The organism is Nonomuraea montanisoli (genome assembly GCF_013363975.1).
Classification (GTDB): domain Bacteria; phylum Actinomycetota; class Actinomycetes; order Streptosporangiales; family Streptosporangiaceae; genus Nonomuraea; species Nonomuraea montanisoli.
The window spans coordinates 154,018-170,240 of sequence record NZ_JABWGN010000004.1 but is presented as its reverse complement, the minus strand read 5'-3'; the positions used below and the strand labels follow the sequence as shown (position 1 = coordinate 170,240).

At 73.5% G+C, this 16,223-nt stretch carries 19 protein-coding genes; 2 read left to right on the top strand and 17 right to left on the bottom strand.

Annotation, left to right across the window (positions count from 1 at the left end; translation table 11 throughout):
- Positions 1-17: 17 nt before the first annotated feature.
- The 14 genes from hypE to HTZ77_RS10505 all read right to left on the bottom strand — a co-directional run bounded on the left by hypE (position 18) and on the right by HTZ77_RS10505 (position 11,013).
- On the bottom strand, positions 18-1,223 hold the full coding sequence (gene hypE, locus HTZ77_RS10565) for a hydrogenase expression/formation protein HypE (RefSeq protein WP_175589331.1): 1,206 nt from the start codon (positions 1,221-1,223) through the stop codon (positions 18-20).
- Complete coding sequence (hypD, locus tag HTZ77_RS10560) at positions 1,220-2,347, bottom strand: hydrogenase formation protein HypD (RefSeq protein WP_175589330.1); 1,128 nt, start codon at positions 2,345-2,347, stop codon at positions 1,220-1,222. Before hypD ends, hypE begins: the two co-directional genes overlap by 4 nt.
- Positions 2,348-2,356: 9 nt before the next feature.
- Positions 2,357-2,629 carry a HypC/HybG/HupF family hydrogenase formation chaperone gene (locus HTZ77_RS10555; RefSeq protein ID WP_175589329.1) on the bottom strand — a complete coding sequence of 91 codons (273 nt, stop codon included), beginning with the start codon at positions 2,627-2,629 and terminating at the stop codon, positions 2,357-2,359.
- Complete coding sequence (locus HTZ77_RS10550) at positions 2,607-2,972, bottom strand: hydrogenase maturation nickel metallochaperone HypA/HybF (RefSeq protein WP_175589328.1); 366 nt, start codon at positions 2,970-2,972, stop codon at positions 2,607-2,609. Before HTZ77_RS10550 ends, HTZ77_RS10555 begins: the two co-directional genes overlap by 23 nt.
- Before the next feature lie 6 nt (positions 2,973-2,978).
- The gene (locus tag HTZ77_RS48690; protein ID WP_376768095.1) at positions 2,979-3,086 is read right to left on the bottom strand and encodes a DUF6893 family small protein; all 108 of its coding nucleotides are present in this window, start codon (positions 3,084-3,086) and stop codon (positions 2,979-2,981) included.
- On the bottom strand, positions 3,083-4,114 hold the full coding sequence (locus HTZ77_RS46000) for a hydrogenase maturation protease (RefSeq protein ID WP_235994539.1): 1,032 nt from the start codon (positions 4,112-4,114) through the stop codon (positions 3,083-3,085). The genes HTZ77_RS48690 and HTZ77_RS46000 overlap by 4 nt, the downstream gene beginning before the upstream one ends.
- Positions 4,111-5,160, bottom strand: a complete 1,050-nt coding sequence (locus tag HTZ77_RS10540; RefSeq protein WP_175589327.1) for a hypothetical protein — start codon at positions 5,158-5,160, stop codon at positions 4,111-4,113. Before HTZ77_RS10540 ends, HTZ77_RS46000 begins: the two co-directional genes overlap by 4 nt.
- Positions 5,138-5,893: a DUF6084 family protein gene (locus HTZ77_RS10535; RefSeq protein ID WP_205302482.1), complete on the bottom strand. Its 756-nt coding sequence runs from the start codon at positions 5,891-5,893 to the stop codon at positions 5,138-5,140. Before HTZ77_RS10535 ends, HTZ77_RS10540 begins: the two co-directional genes overlap by 23 nt.
- A gap of 3 nt (positions 5,894-5,896) precedes the next feature.
- The gene (locus HTZ77_RS10530; protein WP_175589326.1) at positions 5,897-6,121 is read right to left on the bottom strand and encodes a hypothetical protein; all 225 of its coding nucleotides are present in this window, start codon (positions 6,119-6,121) and stop codon (positions 5,897-5,899) included.
- Positions 6,118-6,915, bottom strand: a complete 798-nt coding sequence (locus HTZ77_RS10525; RefSeq protein ID WP_205302481.1) for a DUF5947 family protein — start codon at positions 6,913-6,915, stop codon at positions 6,118-6,120. Before HTZ77_RS10525 ends, HTZ77_RS10530 begins: the two co-directional genes overlap by 4 nt.
- A gap of 10 nt (positions 6,916-6,925) precedes the next feature.
- Positions 6,926-7,453: a NifU family protein gene (locus HTZ77_RS10520; RefSeq protein WP_175589325.1), complete on the bottom strand. Its 528-nt coding sequence runs from the start codon at positions 7,451-7,453 to the stop codon at positions 6,926-6,928.
- A gap of 6 nt (positions 7,454-7,459) precedes the next feature.
- Positions 7,460-9,253, bottom strand: coding sequence for a nickel-dependent hydrogenase large subunit (locus HTZ77_RS10515; RefSeq protein ID WP_328808515.1), 1,794 nt, complete (start codon positions 9,251-9,253; stop codon positions 7,460-7,462).
- Between the two features lie 16 nt (positions 9,254-9,269).
- Positions 9,270-10,313 (bottom strand): NADH-quinone oxidoreductase subunit B family protein, encoded by a 1,044-nt coding sequence (locus HTZ77_RS10510; protein ID WP_175589324.1) that lies wholly within the window; start codon positions 10,311-10,313, stop codon positions 9,270-9,272.
- Positions 10,314-10,488: 175 nt separating this feature from the next.
- Positions 10,489-11,013, bottom strand: a complete 525-nt coding sequence (locus tag HTZ77_RS10505; protein ID WP_175589323.1) for a DoxX family protein — start codon at positions 11,011-11,013, stop codon at positions 10,489-10,491.
- A 163-nt stretch (positions 11,014-11,176) separates the two neighbouring features.
- Between HTZ77_RS10505 and HTZ77_RS10500 the strand changes: the two genes are divergently transcribed.
- A complete protein-coding gene (locus HTZ77_RS10500) occupies positions 11,177-12,664 on the top strand; it encodes a purine-cytosine permease family protein (RefSeq protein WP_175589322.1) in 1,488 nt (495 codons plus the stop codon).
- Positions 12,661-13,242, top strand: coding sequence for a cysteine hydrolase family protein (locus HTZ77_RS10495; RefSeq protein ID WP_175589321.1), 582 nt, complete (start codon positions 12,661-12,663; stop codon positions 13,240-13,242). The genes HTZ77_RS10500 and HTZ77_RS10495 overlap by 4 nt, the downstream gene beginning before the upstream one ends.
- A 12-nt stretch (positions 13,243-13,254) precedes the next feature.
- Here HTZ77_RS10495 and HTZ77_RS10490 read toward each other — a convergent pair whose 3' ends face one another.
- The 3 genes from HTZ77_RS10490 to HTZ77_RS10480 all read right to left on the bottom strand — a co-directional run bounded on the left by HTZ77_RS10490 (position 13,255) and on the right by HTZ77_RS10480 (position 16,156).
- On the bottom strand, positions 13,255-13,929 hold the full coding sequence (locus HTZ77_RS10490; RefSeq protein ID WP_175589320.1) for a CAP domain-containing protein: 675 nt from the start codon (positions 13,927-13,929) through the stop codon (positions 13,255-13,257).
- A 113-nt stretch (positions 13,930-14,042) separates the two neighbouring features.
- On the bottom strand, positions 14,043-14,630 hold the full coding sequence (locus HTZ77_RS10485; protein WP_175589319.1) for a TetR/AcrR family transcriptional regulator: 588 nt from the start codon (positions 14,628-14,630) through the stop codon (positions 14,043-14,045).
- Complete coding sequence (locus HTZ77_RS10480) at positions 14,552-16,156, bottom strand: FAD-dependent monooxygenase (RefSeq protein WP_175589318.1); 1,605 nt, start codon at positions 16,154-16,156, stop codon at positions 14,552-14,554. Before HTZ77_RS10480 ends, HTZ77_RS10485 begins: the two co-directional genes overlap by 79 nt.
- Positions 16,157-16,223: the final 67 nt, after the last annotated feature.

The window sequence follows — 16,223 nt, the reverse complement described above, 5'->3', positions numbered from 1 at the left end:
CAGAGTCGCCGTCCCCGTCAGCAGATGCGGGGCAGCGGGTCGCCCACGAGCAGGTCCACGATGCGGGTGCCGCCGAACGCCGTGCGCAGCAGGACGAGCCCCGGCGGGTCGTCCCGCACCGTGCCGATCACCGCCGCCCCCGCGCCGAGCGGATGCCCGCGCAGCACCTCGACCGCGCGCTCCGCGCACTCCCCGTCCACCACCGCCACGAACCGGCCCTCGCAGGCCACGTACAGCGGGTCGATGCCCAGCAGCTCGCACACCCCGGTCACCTCGGACCGCACGGGCAGCGCCTCCTCCTCCGCCACCACGCACACGCCGGAGGCGACGGCCACCTCGTTGAGGATGGTGGCGATCCCGCCGCGCGTGGCGTCACGCAGCGCCCGCACCCCGCCGGGCGGCAGGGCGTCCAGCAGCGCGGCCGTGATCCCGTGCAGCGGCGCCGTGTCGGACGCGATCGGCGCCTCGATGCCGAAGTCGCCGCGCGCCAGCATGATCGCGGCGCCGTGCTCCCCGATCGGCCCGGACACGACGACCGCGTCACCCGGCCGCGCCCGCGCGACCGACAGCTCCACGGGCCGCTCCAGGACCCCGACGCCCGCGGTCGTGACGTAACAGCCGTCGGCCTTGCCGCGCTCGACGACCTTGGTGTCGCCGGTGACGATCTCCACCCCGGCCGCGGCCGCGGCGGCCGCCATGGAGGCGGCGATCCGCCGCAGGTCGGCGACCGGGAAGCCCTCCTCCAGGATGAAGCCCGCCGACAGGTACGCGGGGCGGGCCCCGCACATCGCCAGGTCGTTGACCGTGCCGTTGACCGCGAGGTCGCCGATGTCGCCCCCGGGGAAGAACAGCGGGGACACCACGAACGCGTCGGTCGTGAACGCGGTCCGCGCGCCGTCCAGCGTCAGCGTCGCCCCGTCCTCCAGGGGCGCCAGGCGCGGGTTGCGGAACGCCTCCAGGAAGACCGCCTGGATGAGCGTCTGCGTGGCCTTGCCGCCCGAGCCGTGGGCGAGCGTGATCCGCTCCTCCCTGACCACCGGCCGGCGCCGCCTGGCCCGCGCGATCCGGTCGAGCACCTGCTGCTCGCGGTCACGCAGCGGCGTCCCGGGAGCGGGCGGCGCGTCCTCGTCGAGCGCCACCCCGGCGGCGGATGTGTCCTCGTCGAGCGCCACCCCGGCGGGCGGCGGGTGCCCGTCGAGCGAGCCCTCCGTCTCGGCGGTCATCGCAGCGTCGCCTCCCTCACCCGCTCGCGGCTGAAGCGGCCGAAGTTGTAGTACGCGGCGCAGGCGCCCTCGGAGGACACCATGCACGTGCCGATGGGCGTCTCCGGCGTGCAGGCCGTGCCGAACACCTTGCACTCCCACGGCTTGAGCACGCCCTTGAGCACCTCGCCGCACTGGCACGCCTTGGGGTCGGCCACGCGCAGCCCGGGCAGCTCGAAGATCCGCTCGGCGTCGAAGGCCGCGTACGCGTCGGACAGCGCCATCGCCGAGTGCGGGATGAAGCCGAGCCCGCGCCACTCGAAGTGCGCCCGCATCCGCATCACCTGCCCGATGGCCGCCATGGCCGTGCGGTTGCCCTCCCAGGGCACCACCCGCGCGTACTGGTTGGCCACCTCCGAACGGCCCGCCGCGAGCTGCCCGAGCAGCATGTGCACGGACTGCAGGATGTCCAGCGGCTCGAACCCTGCCACGACCAGCGGCTTGCCGTAGTCGCGGGCGATGAACTCGTACGGCCGGCAGCCGATCACGGCCGAGACGTGGCCGGGGCCGACGAAGCCGTCGAGCCGCAGGTCGGGCGAGTCCAGGATGGCCTTGATCGCCGGGATGATGAGGACGTGGTTGCAGAAGACCGAGAAGTTGCGCACGCCCTCGGCGGCGGCCCGCAGCACGGTCATCGCCGTGGACGGCGCCGTGGTCTCGAAGCCGATCGCCATGAACACGACGCGCCGGTCCGGGTTCTCCCTGGCGATCTTGAGCGCGTCCAGCGGCGAGTAGACCATGCGGATGTCGGCGCCGGCGGCCTTGGCGTCGAGGAACGACCCGTTCCCGCCCGGCACGCGCATCATGTCGCCGAACGACGTCATGATCACGTCGGGCTGCGACGCGATGTGGATGGCGTCGTCCACCCGTCCCATCGGGATCACGCACACCGGGCAGCCGGGGCCGTGCACGAGCACGACCTCCCGTGGCAGCAGGTCCTCCAGCCCGTGCTTGTAGATCGTGTGGGTGTGCCCTCCGCACACCTCCATGAACGTGTACCGGCGGCCCGGCTCGCACCGGGCGGCGATGTCAGCGGCCAGCGCCCGAGCCCTGCCCGCGTCGCGGTACTCATCGACGAACCGCACGCGACCCCCTCACGTGATGTCCGACTGGCGCAGCGCGTCCAGTTCGTCGTCGTAGGCCGGGCCCAGCCCCTCCAGGTAGTCCAGCACCGCCTGCGCCTCCTCCTCGGAGATCTTCGACAGCGCGAACCCCACGTGGACCAGCACCCAGTCGCCGATCTTCAGGTCCTCGTCGGCGAGCAGGCCGACGTTGATGCGGCGGCGCACGCCCGCGACGTCCACCACCGCGAGGTCGGCGTTGTCCGCGTCGGCGGCGACGAGCTCACCGGGGATGCCCAGGCACATCGGCCGGCTCCTCCCCGAACGTGATGGACTCCAGCACCAGCTCGTCGCCTCCGGTGACGTCCACGTCGTCGCTGCCGCAGGGCGGGCAGACCGCCAGCACGTCGAGCGACTCGCAGCGGGCGCCGCAGGCCCGGCAGGTGACGGTGACGGGCGTCACGACGAGATCGACGGCGGCGTCCTGGGCGGCGGTGCCCGCCGAGGCGAGCGTGAAGGCCTGGTCGAACGCTTCCCCGACGACCGCGTGACGGACGCCCACACGCACCCGCGCGCCGCTGATCCGCCTGCCCCCGGCCCGCCGCTCCAGCAGCTCGACCAGGCCCTCGCACATTCCGATCTCGTGCATACGGCGCTACATCCGTTTCATCGTTATGTACCGGTGAATTTCCGGCCATTGGCGGACGATGACCGCGCTTACCGTGGCTATCGCGATCAGTGCCGCAACGTGTCTCTTTCTCATGCCATGTCACCTCCTTCCGGATGCGGAGGCCGGGAAGCGGGCCCGGCGTTTTCCGCAATCATGTCCATCACCAGACGGACGGCATGGCCGGCCGCCTCCCGCACGGGCGCGCTCAGCTCCACCAGCACGTCCTCGTCCGGCTCGCCGGACGGCGTGACGGCGGGCTCGCAGCACACGACGACCACCCGGCCGGGCAGCCGCCCGAGCTCCGCGGCGAGCCGGAGCACCTTGACCGGGTCCATGCCGTGGCCGTCCGCCTGCGCGGCCTCCCGCGCCGCGTCACGCTCCCCGGACAGGTCGCGCTCCCCGGACAGGTCGCGCTCCTCGCACAGGTCGGGCTCCAGCACCGTCAGCGTGCCGGGCGCCTGGCCGCGGGACGCGGCGTCCACGAGGATCGCGAGGTCGTAGTCCCGCTGCAGGGCGTAGACGAGGTCCATGCCGCGGATGCCGAAGTCCACCACGTCCACGCCGGCCGGCGACGGCTGCGCCGCGAGCCGGCGGGCCACCTCGACGCCGAAGCCGTCGTCGCCGAAGAAGACGTTGCCGATGCCCGCGACGAGGATCCGGGTGACCGGGCCCGCCTCGGCCCGCTCGTCCAGCGGCTCGATCTCGTCGGCCGCGTAGAAGAAGCGGTGTCCGGGCATCCGCGCCTCGCCGAGGTCGCGGCCCGGGTCGTCGTCGAGCGTGACCGCGACGTGGAAGGCGCCCTCGTCGTCCTGCTCGACGGACTCCACGACGGCGACGCGGCCGTCCAGGACCAGGTCCATGATGTCGGCCCGCCGCATCGGGGAGGGGCACAGCCGGACCCGGCTGCCCGCGCGCACGGCCCGCCCGGCGACCGTCACCACGCCGGGGCCGCGCCGCTCCATCCGCGACCAGAACCCCAGGCCGATCATGCGGTCGCTGCCCGGATCGGGAAGCGCCGGGCCGCCGTCCGGACGGCCGTTCATGTCGGGAAGGGCCGGGCCGCCGTCCGGACGGCCGTTCATGTCGGGACGCGTCGGGCCGCCGTCGGGACGGCCGGTCATGTCGGGTCCGTGCGCAGGACGCCGTGCAGGCGCATGAGCTGCTCGGACGTGAGGCCGTCGCAGCGCTCCAGGATCTCCCGGCCGCGCGGGTCGCCCTCGCGGATCTCGCGCTTCTCCTCCTCGCTGAGCGCCAGCACGCTCAGCGTCAGGAGCTGGTCGATCTCCGTCGCGTCGAACAGGTCGCCGGGGCTCTCCGGCGAGATCCGCGGGTGGTCGTACAGGATGATCGGCGCCGACAGCATCGTGTGCCGCTCGCCCTCCTCGCCGACGAGCACCGGCCAGACGCCGAGGCTGCGGCAGCCCTCCGCGTGGTCGCGCAGCTCCTCGGGCGGGTCCATGAGCGACACGAACCGTCCGTCGCGCGCGTGCAGCACGGTGTGCGCCGACACCAGCGTGCGCCGCATCAGGTCGGTACGGGTGCCGCCGGGCCACGGGGTCGTGTTGACCACGTCGGCCGTCAGCCGGTGGAGGCCGGGCTCCAGCTCCTCGGCGCTCACCTCGACGTGCCCGCGCAGCGCCTCCCAGTGCCGTATCACCGTGCCCACCGGCCTGCCCTCCGCGACCGGGCCGGTGTCCGGCAGCGGCTCGGCGTCCTGTCCCGCGGGCACCTCGATCGCCGCGCGGAACGGCCGCCGCGCCAGGTCCTCCAGGGCCAGGCCGCACGCCGCCGCCTCCTGCTCGACCGCCTCCTCCCGGGGCAGCACCCGCAGGCCCCCGGCGACCAGCTCCGGCACGGGCTCCGCGACGCCGTCCCGCACCAGGGCGGGCTCTCGCGCGACGACGTGCAGGTAGCGCACCCGCACGTCCACGCTCGCGCCCGCGCCGGCCTCCACGAGGCACTGGGTGCGCATGAGCCACGGATGGCCGTCGTGCTCGCGTCCGTAGGGCTCGGGGTGGACGCCGCCGATCGTCCAGCGGTGCCGGTTCTTCAGCGCCGACTGCCGGTACGGCCACAGCAGGTAGCCCTCGTACAGCACGGCCCGCGCGATGCGCCGCACCTGGTCCAGGGGCGGCTGCTCGTCCTCATCGACCATCGGCTCGTCCATCGGCTCCCGCCTTCAGCAGCGACTCGACCACGTCGTCCCAGCCCGGCAGCGCGTGGCGGGTCCGGTAGGCGTGCAGCCGGTCGAACGTGTCACGGCCCAGCCGCAGCCACGCCGCGCCCGGGAAGTAGCGGTCCATGAGGTCCCGCCAGGTGGCGGCCGGCATGCGGAAGCCGGCCTCGGTGTCCCACGGGATCCGCGTGGCCCGCAGCATGCCGCCGGCCAGCGAGAACACCGTGCCGCTGAAGAGGAACTCCAGCGGGATCTCGCCGTCGCGGACGCCGTCGAGGTACTTGGCGGCGGCCACGTCGAAGTCGTAGGTGCAGGGCACCCGGAGCGGCGCGGTCGTCTCCCCGGTGAAGGCCGGGAGCTGCGTGACGATCTGCGCCCACAGCAGGCTGGCGGGCCTGCGTCCCCACAGCTCGGGCGGCCCGAACAGGCCGGCGAGGCGTTCGCGGCACGCCTCGTCGTAGCCGCGGCGCGTGACGGCGATGCGGAGCTGCGTCTCCAGGACGACCGCGCGCACCTCCGCCCCGCCGGCGCCGGCGATCCGCAGCGCGAACTCCAGCGTCGGCGCGGCCGCGAACTCGGCGGCCTGGACGCCCTCGACCGTGATGCGCAGGGCCGGGACCTCCGCGGCCGTGTCGAGCTTGGCGGGGACCTGCCCGGCCGTGTCGCGCAGGGCCGGGACGGCGGCTGCCGCCGTCCCGGCCCTCGGTGCCGTCGTGTCGCGCACGGCTCAGGCGGGGGAGAGGTTCGGCATGCCGGGCATGATGGGGTCGCGGTCCGCGGCGTTGATGCCGGTGGAGCGCGCGGCCGTCGAGCGGCCGTCGACGAGGTGCCCGACCTGGCTCTCGTAGTGGCCGACGGAGTTGCCCTCGTTGACGCCGTCGATGTGCGAGGGCGTGTCCGGGTGCACCTGCGGCCGTCCGGTCCTGATCTGCGTCTCGCTCGTGCTGGTCATCGCGTTCCCCCTCGGATGTGCGTCGGGTGTCCGGCCGGGGTCACGATCGCCGACCCCTGGCGTAGCTCGGTGAAGAAGCCGCCGACCGCGTCCCAGACGCGCGGGCCGCCGGCGAGCCCCTTCCAGTGGGTGCGCAGCAGCCCGACCAGGCGGTAGCAGTCGTCCACCGGCACGATCCAGTGCTCCGCGGCGGCGCCGGTCCGGTTGACGAGCAGGGCCTCGACGTCCGGCGTCAGCCGCCGCAGCACGGGGTTGGCCTCCTCCAGCCGCCGCCACAGGGCCGGCTCCAGCGGCGACTCCACCGGACCGCCGGGGCTCGGGTAGAACAGCGCGGTGCGGCCGGCCGCCGCGTCGTGGAAGAGGAACGCCATCCGTACCGGGATGCCCAGCTCGTCCCACGTGGCGTCGTCCAGGTCGAAGTCGTCGAGCAGCCACCGGCGGTCCGGCACCAGCCGGTAGCGCCCGCCGCCGCCCTCCTCCGCGGACGGGGCCTCGCGCGGCTGGGCGAACAGCACCGAGCAGGGACGGCAGGCGCAGCGCAGCTCGCGGGCCGCCAGGTCGAGCAGGTGGCGGTGCGGCGCGTCCAGAGGCGCGGCGCACAGCTCGCACGCCCCCTCCGGTTCCGCGACACCGCCGGCCCCGGACGGCGAGAGCGGCGAGAGCGGCGAGAGCGGCGAGGACGGCGAGGGCGGTGAGGACGGCGACGGGCGCGGACCTCCGGGGGCCGCGCCCGCGCGGGCGATGAGCCTGCGCAGCGCGTCGCCCGGGACCCGCCCGCCGGCCGGGGCGCTCATCGCGGCCGCCTCACGCCCGCGTCCCCGGCGCCCGCAGCAGGCTCTCCACGGGGATCACCACCGGCTCGGGCGGGGCCGGGGCCTCCTCCTCGACCACCACCCGCTCGAACTCGGGCGCCGCGTCCCGCACCGCCTGTTCCACGGCCGAGCGCGTCCGCGCCGCCGTGGAGCCGCAGCCGCCCTTCGCCCCGGGAGCCGGGCGCAGCCGCAGCCGCACCGCGTCCTCCTCGACGGCGACGATCTCCGGCTCCGCGCCGCCGAGCCGGTCGCGGACCCCGTCCAGCGCGTGGCGGATGCGGGTGTTCGCGTCCAGCGGGTGCAGGTTGTGCAGCAGCAGCAGGTGCGCGACCAGGTCGTCGGCGGCGATCCGCTCCGGCAGGCCGCCGCCGGCCGCCCTGGCCACCGTCATGATCCGCGCGAGCGCCTCGCCGTACAGGTCGAGCAGCGCCTCGGCGAGCTCGACCGCCCGCGGGTCGGCGCCGCTCTCGAGGAGCTCCTCGACGCGGCGCACCCGCTCGGTCACCTCGTGGTCGTTCATCGCGGCTCAGCCCGGGACGCTCGTGCCGAGGGTGGGGGAGTGGACCTGCCGCAGCACCTTGCCGCCGCCGACGTACATGTGCACGCCGCAGGGCAGGCACGGGTCGAAGCTGCGCACGGTCCGCATGATGTCGATGCCCTTGAAGTTCTCGGGGCCGTTCTCCTCGAAGATGGGCAGCCCCTGCACCGCGTCCTCGTACGGCCCCGGAGTGCCGTAGACGTCGCGCGGGCTGGCGTTCCACGGCGTGGGCGGGTACGGGTGGTAGTTGGCGATCTTCCCGTTGCGGATGACCATGTGGTGCGACAGCACGCCCCGCACGGCCTCGTGGAAGCCGCAGCCGATCGCCTCGTCCGGCACGTCGAAGTCGGTGAAGACCTTGGTGCGCCCGGCCCTGACGTCGTTGAGCGCCTGGTCGACGAAGTGGAAGGCCAGCGCGGCGGCGTAGGCGACGAAGTACATGCGGGCCCGGTTGCGCTCGATCGTGTTGGCCCACTTCGGCACGTGCCACTCCAGCCGCATCTCCGGCATGGAGCCGGACTTCGGCAGGTTGATCTCCACGCTGTGCCCGGTGGCGCGGACGCCGCCCGCGTCGACCAGCCCGGCCAGCGCCGTGGTCCACAGCCGGGCCAGCGGCCCGCCACCGGTGTCGAGCGCCAGGTGGTCGCCGGTGCGCCGGTCGTGCCAGCGGGGGCTCATCACCCAGCTGTAGTTGCCGTGCTCCAAGTCGCGTCTCTGCGGCTTGGGCAGCGTCGTCTGGTTCCACGGGTGGCGCTGGTCGACCGGGTTGCCGAGGGGGTCGTGGGTGACGAACTTCTCCTCGTTCTGCCAGTCGTCGTAGTACGAGCTGCCGAGCAGGATCCGGATGCCGAGGTTGATGTCGACGAGGTTCGTGGTGATCAGCTCGCCGTCCACCACGATCCCGGGCGTGACGAACATGGCCCGGCCCCACTCGTCCATGTGCCGGTAGTCGTAGTCGCAGACGTTGGGGTCCTGGAAGGCGCCCCAGCAGCCCAGCAGCACCCGCCGCCGGCCGACCTCCTCGTAGCCGGGCAGCGCCTGGTAGAAGAAGTCGAAGACGTCGTCGTTCATCGGGACGGCCCGCTTGACGAAGTCGAGCGCCCGGATCAGCCGCACCAGGTAGTCGGTGAACACCTGGGGCGTGGCGACCGTGCCGACGCCGCCCGGGTAGAGGGTCGAGGGGTGGACGTGCCGGCCCTCCATGAGGCAGCACATCTCCCGGGTGAGCCGGCTGACCTGCAGCGCCTCCTTGTACATCGCGCCGGTGAACGGGTTGAAGGCGCGCATGATGTCGGCGATGGTGCGGTAGCCGTGCAGGTGGCCGCGGGGCGCCTCGGTGGTCTCGGCGCGGCGCAGCATGCTCGGGTTGGTCTCCTTGACCATCTGCTCGCAGTAGTCGACGAAGACCAGGTTGTCCTGGAACAGGGTGTGGTCGAACATGTACTCGGCGGCCTCGCCGAGGTTGATGATCCAGTCGGCGAGCGGCGGGGGCTTGATGCCGTACGCCATGTTCTGCGCGTAGATCGAGCAGACGGCGTGGTTGTCACCGCAGATGCCGCAGATGCGGCTGGTGATGAAGTGCGCGTCGCGCGGGTCCTTGCCCTTCATGAACACGCTGTAGCCCCGGAACAGGGACGAGGTGCTCTTGCACTCCACGACCTGCCTGTTCTCGAAGTCGATCTTGGTGTAGATGCCCAGGTTGCCGATGATCCTGGTGATCGGGTCCCAGGACATGTCCACCAGCTGGCGGGTCTCCTGGGCCTGCTCTGCCTTGGTCGTCACCTCGACGATCCCCCTTCTAGCCCCGCCACCGGGGGTCGTATCCGCTGGTCAGCTTGTCTTCGTTGTGACGCCACTTCGGCTCTTTGTTGGCCGTCTTGTTGGTGATGGCCCGCAGGCGGCGGATCATCGCGCCGTAGACGCCGGCCGTCCCGGAGGAGACGGACGCGCCGGGCGGCTGGTCCATGAACGGCATGAACTTGTCCGGGAAGCCGGGCATCGTGCAGCCGATGCAGATGCCGCCCACGTTGGGGCAGCCGCCGAGCCCGTCCATCCAGCCGCGCTTGGTGACGTTGCAGTTGACGACGGGACCCCAGCAGCCGATCTTGACCTGGCACTTGGGCGAGTTGTAGTCGCGGGCGAAGTCGCCCTGCTCGTAGTAGCCGGCCCGGTCGCAGCCCTCGTGGACCGTCTTGCCGAACAGCCACGTCGGCCGGAGCTGCCGGTCGAGCGGGATCATCGGCGCGAGGCCGGCCGCCTGGTACAGCAGCCAGGTCAGGGTCTCCATGAAGTTGTCCGGCTGCACCGGGCAGCCGGGCACGTTGACGATGGGCAGGCCGCCGGCGGAGCGGAAGTCCGCGCCGAGGTAGTCGCCGAGCCCCATGCACCCGGTCGGGTTGCCCGCCATGGCGTGGATGCCGCCGTACGCGGCGCACGTGCCGATGGCGATCACGGCCCACGCGCCCGGCGCGAGCCGGTCGATCCACTGGTTGACCGTGATCGGCTGCCCGGTGGCCGGGTCGTTGCCCATCGACGTCCAGAAGCCGTCGCCGTTGATCTTCTCGTTGGGGACGGACCCCTCGACCACGAAGATGTACGGCCCGAGCCGCCCGGCCGCGGCCTCGTGGAAGGCCACCATGAACTCGCTGCCGGTCTCCTTGGCCAGCACCTTGTTGTGCAGGTGGACCTTGGGCAGTCCGGGCACGAGCCCGAGCAGGACGTCCTCGATGCTCGGCAGCGAGGCGGCCGTGACCGACACGGTGTCGCCGTCGCAGCTCATGCCCTCGGAGGTCCACAGGATGTGCACCTCGTCCACCGCGGTGTCCGGTCTGGTTGTGGTCATGGCCCCGAGCCCCCTTGCCGGCCGTCACGGCCTCGTCGGCCTGGCGTCGCCGATCAGTGTCCGTTCGGTCACTGTCTGTAGTGCTGTACCGCGTACCGGGGCGTGGCAAACCATGACACCGAGCGCGAACCGACACGTCCGTGCCCGTCGGGGAGGTCGAGGACGTGACGGTGCGCTACCGGCGGGCCGCGGCGACCGCCGCCGTCCCGGCCGGGCGGGGGATCAGGGAGCCGTCGGCCGAGCGGGCCGCCCAGAGCGCGACCGCGATGTAGAGGCCCTGCTCGGGGATCCGCACCCAGAGCGGCGTGGCCGGGCCGCCCTGGAACGGCACGCCGGCCAGCGCCGCGTACACGTTGGCCGGCAGCAGCAGCACGAAGAGCAGCGCGAGGGCGAGGCCCGCCGCCCGCCGGGTCGCCGCCATGACCAGCCCGGCCGCGCCGAGCAGCTCCAGCACGCCGGTCGCGTACACCATGAGGCTCGGGAACGGCATGAACGGCGGCACCATGGCGACCAGGTCGGCGTGGGTGGGCATGACTGTGACCCCCGCCGGAACGAAGTGCGCGCTCGCGGTGACGAGGAGAAGCAGTGAAAGGGCGTGCGCGCCGCTGGCGGGCCAGCTCGCGAACCGGCGCACGCCCAGCGCGCCCAGCAGGCGCAGGCCGGCCAGGGTGGCGAGGAGCAGGATGATGAGGCCGAACATGGGCGCTCCTTTAGATAGTTACGCTATCCGACAGAGTGGATAGCGTAACTATCTAACTCTGGCCTGTCCATGGTTCATTCCGGGAAGGGGAGGAATATCACCATTGACGCCGTCCGAAACCGGCCCCTACGTTCGGCTGGAAGGATCGAGACAGGCAGGTCACATGGACGACACGCAGGACGCACGGGCCGGCGCGCGGCTCAAGGTGGAGACGCACGGGCTGGACGTGATCGGCGACGCCGACCGCAAGGGACGCCCGCGCCAGCTCTTCTGGCCCTGGTTCGGGGCCAACGTCTCCGTTCTCGGGCTGAGCTACGGCTCCTTCGCCCTCGGCTTCGGCGTCTCGTTCTGGCAGGCCCTGGTCGCCGGTGCCGTCGGCATCGTCTTCTCCTTCCTGCTGTGCGGGTTCGTCGCCGTGGCAGGCAAGCGCGGCTCGGCGCCGACGATGGTGCTGAGCCGGGCGGCGTTCGGCGTGCGCGGCAACCGGCTGCCCTCCGCGATCTCCTGGATGCTCACCGTCGGCTGGGAGACGGCTCTCACCGCACTGGCCACGCTCGCCGCCGCGACCGTCTTCGAGCGCCTCGGCTGGGGCGGCGGCACCTCCACCAAGGTGATCGCGCTCGTCGTGGTGACCGCGCTGGTCGTCGCGGCCGGCGTCATGGGCTTCGACGTCATCATGCGCCTGCAGACCGTGATCACCGTGGTGACCGGCGCGCTGACCGTGATGTACGCCGTCCTGGTGCTGCCCGAGATCCACTGGGACGCGGTGCGGGCGATCCCCGCGGGCCCGGCGCAGAGCTTCGTCGGCACCCTGGTGTTCATGGTGACCGGGTTCGGGCTGGGCTGGGTCAACGCGGCCGCCGACTACTCCCGCTACCTGCCGCGCCGCTCGTCGAGCGCGGGCGTGGTGGGCTGGACGACGTTCGGCGGGTCGCTGGCGCCGCTCGTGCTGCTCGTGTTCGGCCTGCTGCTGGCCGGCTCGTCGCCGGACCTCGACAAGGCCGTCGCCGGCGACCCGATCGGGGCGCTGACCACGGTGCTGCCCACCTGGTTCCTCGTCCCGTTCGCGGTGGTGGCGGTGCTCGGCCTGGTCGGCGGCGCGGTGCTCGACATCTACTCCTCCGGCCTCGCCCTGCTCGCGGCCGGCCTGCGGGCCCCCCGCCCCGTCGCCGCCCTGATCGACGGCGCGCTCATGGTCGCGGGCACCGTCTACATCGTGTTCTTCGCCGACGACTTCCTCACTCCGTTCATGGCGTTCCTCATCACGCTCGGCATCCCGATCGCCGCCTGGTGCGGCGTCATGCTGGCGGACCTGGCGCTGCGCCGCCGCGACTACGACGAGGCCGACCTGTACCGCCCGGCGGGCCGCTACGGCGACGTGCCGCTGCTGCCCATCGCGGTCGTCGTCGCCGCCACCCTCGTCGGCTGGGGCCTGGTCACCAACGGCACCGAGCAGTGGCTGGCCTGGCAGGGCTACCTGCTCGGCCCCCTCGGGCTCGGCGGCCGGCAGGGCGACTGGGCCTACGCCAACCTGGGCGTGCTGGCCGCGCTCGCGGTCGCCTTCGCCGCCACCTTCCTGCTCGGCCGGTCGCGGGTACGGGCCCAGGAGAGCGCCCCGGCCACGCCCGGCGCCGAGGAGGTCCGGGCATGACGGACGGCGCACCCAGGTTCCGCGACCGGGAGGCGTGGCTCGCGGTCATCGACATGCAGCGCGTCTTCGGCGAACCGGACAGCGACTGGTTCGCCCCGCGCTTCGCCGAGACCGTCGACCCGATCCGGCGGCTCGTCCGGGCCTTCGGCCCCCGGGTCACGTTCACCCGCTTCGTCGCGCCCGAGCACCCCGCCGGGGCCTGGGCCGACTACTACGAGCGCTGGCCGTTCGCCCGGCAACCCCCCGACTCCCGCACGTACGAGATCGTCGACGCGTTCGCCGCCGACGCCGGACCGACCCTGGACGCCACGACGTTCGGCAAGTGGACGCCCGAGCTGGCCGGCCGGGTCGGCGGCGACGGCCGGCTGATCCTCGCGGGGGTGTCCACCGACTGCTGCGTGCTGTCCACGGCCCTGGCCGCCGCTGACGCCGGCGTCGAGGTGGTCGTCGCCGCCGACGCGTGCGCGGGCGCGGACGACGCCAGCCACGTGCGGGCCCTGGACCTCATGCGGCTGTACGAGCCGCTGATCCGCGTCCTGACCGTGTCCCAGATCCTCGCCGGGCACTCGCGCCGGTGAGGACGCGGCGGGTCAGCGGCAGACGCCGAACACCTGGGTCGCCACGAGCTGGTGGTCGGAGGTGACGTTCGGCCGCGCCGAGCCGTGCCGCACCGAGGTGCCCGTCTCCGCCATCCGCGTGTCGAGGATGGCGGCCCGGTGCGGCGGGCTGCCCATCCACCAGGTCACCGCGGCTCTCGGGGTCGCGCCGCCCGTCCCCCAGCCCTGGTAGACGTTCTCCAGCACCTGCCACGTGCCGGACGGGCAGTACCCGGCCGCCCGGACACGGTCACCGGGGCCGCTCCTGGTGCGCGGGTTGACGTGGAAGTCCGCCCCGTCCGTCCACCACTTGATCTGCTTGGCGGCCTTGGTGTGGGCGTCGGCCGCGTCGAACAGCCGCAGCACCTCCCGCAGGGCAGGCAGGCCCCTCGCCGTGCGCTCCGCGTTGACCAGGCAGCGCACCGCGCTGTTCGCGAACGCCTCGTTCAGCGTGACGGTCGCCTGCACCCGGCTGTTGCTCCAGTCGGGGTTGTGGGCCCGGTACCACTGCGGCGTCCTGACGGTCTCGTCGGCGAACGCGCAGTTCGCCGCCGCGCCCCGCGCGGCGGGTGACGTCGCGTGCGCGGGGGCGGAGGGCAGCAGGGCGGCCAGCGCCAGGGCGGACGTGCCCGCCGCGGTGGCGAGCCTTCGTGTAACCGTGGGGATCATGGGGATGCGCTCCTCGCAGTCGGATCTCGCTTCCCCTCCGACGGTGCGCGACGGCGGGCCGGCGCGCCTGAGTAGTCCCGACCTACCCAGGCGCCCGCGCGCGGACCGGGGACCTACCCGGGCGGCTCGTACCCGACGTACCCCAGCAGCGCCCGCAGGCGCCGCTCGACCTCGGCCGCGGTCACCTCCTCCTCGCCCCGCAGCAGGACGAACCCGATCGAGCCGGCCAGGACGTCCTCCAGGACGCCCGGGTCGGTGCCCGGCGGGAGCTGCCCGTCGGCCACGGCCTGCCGGGCCACCTCGGCCAGGGCCTCCAGGCGCGGCCGGAGGTGCCGCTCGGTGTAGGCGGTCACCAGCTTGGGATGGTCCACCGACGCCCCGATGACGCGCGCCATCAGCGCGCGGAAGCGGGGACGGCTCAGGAGCGCCGCCACGTGCCCGATCACCTCCTCCAGGGACCCTCCGGCGGAGGGCGGTCCCTGGAGGTCCGGGTCGCGGGCGTGCTCCAGGGCGGCCATCAGCAGGTCCTCCCTGGTACGCCACCGCCGGTAGACGGTCAGCTTCGCCACGCCGGCGCGCTGGGCGACCCCCTCGATGCTGGTGCCCCCGGCTCCGCGCTCGATCAGCAGGTCCAGCGCCGCGTCGAGGATCGCGGCGTCGTTGCCCGGGTCACGGGGACGGCCGCGCTCTGCACCGGCCACAGCACCTCGTCGATCCATGCCGCCAGTCTGTCGGGTGCCGGACGGCCACGCCAACCGATGTGCCCGTCGGGACGGACCAGCACCACGTCGCGCGCGTCCACCCCCGCGGCGTCGGCCGCGCCGGGCGCGGGGACGAGGACGGTGACGAGATCGCCGCCCAGGCGGGCCGCGGCGGCCTCGGCGTGCCGGTCCGCGACGCGCCGGTCGGCCGCCAGCACCACCCAGCGTCCGGAGACGGCCGCGTGCAGGGTGACCTCCTCGCCGCCCGCGTCCAGGCAGGTGAGGTCCGGCATCCGGTCGCCCGGCTGCGGGCCGGAGGCCCATCGGTGCGACGCGGAGGCCAGCGGCCCGCCCCGGTAGCCGATGCCGAGCTGGGAGGCCGCCAGCCACAGCCGCCGCTGCACGGCGGGCAGGCGCACGGCCGGCAGGACCACTTTGTCGCGGACCAGGCGTTTCCACGCGGTGTCGGGCAGCATGACGTCCACCGCCGTGCTGGTGGCCCGCAGCACGGTACGCGCCAGCGGGCGCCGCTCGCCCTCGTACGTGTCGAGCAGCCGCGCGTCGGCGCGCCCGCGCGCCACCAGGACGAGCTTCCAGGCCAGGTTCTCGGCGTCGCCCAGACCGGTGTTCTGCCCTTGCCCGCCGGAGGGGCTCTGGATGTGGGCGGCGTCGCCGGCCAGCAGGATCCGGCCGCGGCGGTAGGCGTCGGCGAGCCGCCGGTGGATCCGGAACTCGGTGACCCAGCGGATCTCCATGACCGTGTCGAGGCCGACGCCGCTGCGGCGGGAGAACTCCGCCAGCACCCGGTCGGCGATCTCGTCGTCGGACAGGCCCTCCGGCAGGTCCGCGGGCGGCTCGGTGAAGATCCGCCAGGTGTCGTCGGGCAGGGCGGTCACCGACAGCATGCGGCCGGCGTCCATCCAGGTCGTGCTGCCGTTGCGATCGAAGGGCCAGCGGGCCCGCACGTCGGCCATCAGCAGGCGCTCGATGAGCTTGCGGCCGGGGAAGCCGATCCCGGCGAGCTTGCGCACGGCGCTGTGCGCGCCGTCGCAGCCGGCCAGCCACTGCGCCTCGACGTGCCGCTCGGCGCCGTCGTCCGTCCGGACGGCGGCGGCGACGCCCGCGCCGTCCTGCTCGGCCCCGACCAGCCGGACGCCCCACTCCACCTCGACGCCCAGCTCGCGCAGCCGTTCCCGCAGCACGCCCTCGACCTCGGCCTGCGAGATCAGCAGCGCCTGTTTCGGCTGGCCGGCGAGCGCCTGGCCGACCCGCATCCGCAGGACGGTGCGGGAGCCCTCGTTGTAGGACATGGTGAGCGAGCGCTGTGAGCGTTCGGGCAGGTCGCCGAGCGCGCCGATCCGTTCCAGGACCTCGGCCCCGCGGGGCTGCAGCCCGAGGGCCCGCGAGGTGGTGGCGGGGGCGGGGGCGGCGTCGATCAGCCGCACGGGGATGTCGTGGAGGGCGAGGTGCGCGGCGAGGGCCAGCCCGGTGGGGCCGGCGCCCGCGACGAGTACGGTGTCCGTCATTTAATAAACGGTACCGTACCGATTACTAATTCGGCGAGCCTCGATGATCGTTTCCTACGGCGGCGCC